Source organism: Clostridium sp. LY3-2 (assembly GCF_024705715.1).
In the GTDB taxonomy this organism is placed as follows: Bacteria; Bacillota; Clostridia; order Clostridiales; family Clostridiaceae; genus Clostridium.
In genome coordinates this window covers 1-1,145 of sequence record NZ_JAMDLQ010000073.1, presented here as the reverse complement: position 1 = coordinate 1,145, position 1,145 = coordinate 1, and the positions used below count along the sequence as shown (strand labels likewise).

Annotated in this window: 13 tRNA genes; all 13 read left to right on the top strand. The window is 49.6% G+C overall.

The features are described from left to right. Positions 1-5 precede the first annotated feature (5 nt). The 13 genes from M4I33_RS16820 to M4I33_RS16760 all read left to right on the top strand — a co-directional run bounded on the left by M4I33_RS16820 (position 6) and on the right by M4I33_RS16760 (position 1,141). A tRNA-Arg gene (locus tag M4I33_RS16820) sits at positions 6-82 on the top strand. Between the two features lie 9 nt (positions 83-91). Further along, positions 92-167 (top strand) — tRNA-Pro (locus M4I33_RS16815). A 3-nt stretch (positions 168-170) separates the two neighbouring features. Then, positions 171-244: transfer RNA gene (locus tag M4I33_RS16810), tRNA-Gly, on the top strand. A gap of 63 nt (positions 245-307) precedes the next feature. Next, a tRNA-Arg gene (locus tag M4I33_RS16805) sits at positions 308-384 on the top strand. Positions 385-391: 7 nt separating this feature from the next. Next, a tRNA-His gene (locus M4I33_RS16800) sits at positions 392-467 on the top strand. Between the two features lie 3 nt (positions 468-470). After that, positions 471-545 (top strand) — tRNA-Gln (locus M4I33_RS16795). A gap of 5 nt (positions 546-550) precedes the next feature. Further along, positions 551-626, top strand: a tRNA-Lys gene (locus M4I33_RS16790). A 12-nt stretch (positions 627-638) separates the two neighbouring features. Next, positions 639-723 (top strand) — tRNA-Leu (locus M4I33_RS16785). An 18-nt stretch (positions 724-741) separates the two neighbouring features. After that, a tRNA-Gly gene (locus tag M4I33_RS16780) sits at positions 742-815 on the top strand. A gap of 6 nt (positions 816-821) precedes the next feature. Then, positions 822-898 (top strand) — tRNA-Arg (locus M4I33_RS16775). Between the two features lie 9 nt (positions 899-907). Further along, positions 908-983, top strand: a tRNA-Pro gene (locus M4I33_RS16770). A gap of 3 nt (positions 984-986) precedes the next feature. Beyond that, positions 987-1,060: transfer RNA gene (locus M4I33_RS16765), tRNA-Gly, on the top strand. A gap of 4 nt (positions 1,061-1,064) precedes the next feature. After that, positions 1,065-1,141, top strand: a tRNA-Arg gene (locus tag M4I33_RS16760). The last annotated feature ends 4 nt before the right edge of the window (positions 1,142-1,145 follow it).

Below are 1,145 nucleotides of genomic sequence, written 5' to 3'. Positions count from 1 at the left end.
AATATGCGTCTTTAGCTCAGCTGGATAGAGCAACGCCCTTCTAAGGCGTGGGTCAGGAGTTCGAATCTCTTAAGACGCACCATTTTTATCTCGGGGTGTGGCGCAGATGGTAGCGCGCATGGTTTGGGACCATGAGGTCGCAGGTTCGAGACCTGTCACCCCGACCATTTGCGGGTATCGTATATCGGTAATACTCCAGCCTTCCAAGCTGGAAAGGTGGGTTCGATTCCCACTACCCGCTCCAAACAAGCTTAAAAAAGCTTGACAAAAAACGATTTATTAGTTAAAATAATAATCGTTATGAAATGCGTCTTTAGCTCAGCTGGATAGAGCAACGCCCTTCTAAGGCGTGGGTCAGGAGTTCGAATCTCTTAAGACGCACCATTTTATGGTGAACGTAGTTCAGTTGGTAGAGCGCCAGATTGTGGTTCTGGTTGTCGTGGGTTCGAGTCCCATCGTTCACCCCATACAGGGATATCGCCAAGCGGTAAGGCACCACACTTTGACTGTGGTATTCGTAGGTTCAAATCCTGCTATCCCTGCCAAATAAGGTTTACTAGCTCAGTCGGTAGAGCACTTGACTTTTAATCAAGGTGTCCGGGGTTCGATTCCCCGGTAAGCCACCAATTTAATAACGTGCAGGAGTGGCGGAATTGGCAGACGCACTAGACTTAGGATCTAGCGCCTTACGGTGTGAGGGTTCGACTCCCTCCTCTTGCACCAAATTAAATTTTAAAATAAGCGGGTATCGTATATCGGTAATACTCCAGCCTTCCAAGCTGGAAAGGTGGGTTCGATTCCCACTACCCGCTCCATAATATGCGTCTTTAGCTCAGCTGGATAGAGCAACGCCCTTCTAAGGCGTGGGTCAGGAGTTCGAATCTCTTAAGACGCACCATTTTTATCTCGGGGTGTGGCGCAGATGGTAGCGCGCATGGTTTGGGACCATGAGGTCGCAGGTTCGAGACCTGTCACCCCGACCATTTGCGGGTATCGTATATCGGTAATACTCCAGCCTTCCAAGCTGGAAAGGTGGGTTCGATTCCCACTACCCGCTCCAATATGCGTCTTTAGCTCAGCTGGATAGAGCAACGCCCTTCTAAGGCGTGGGTCAGGAGTTCGAATCTCTTAAGACGCACCATTTT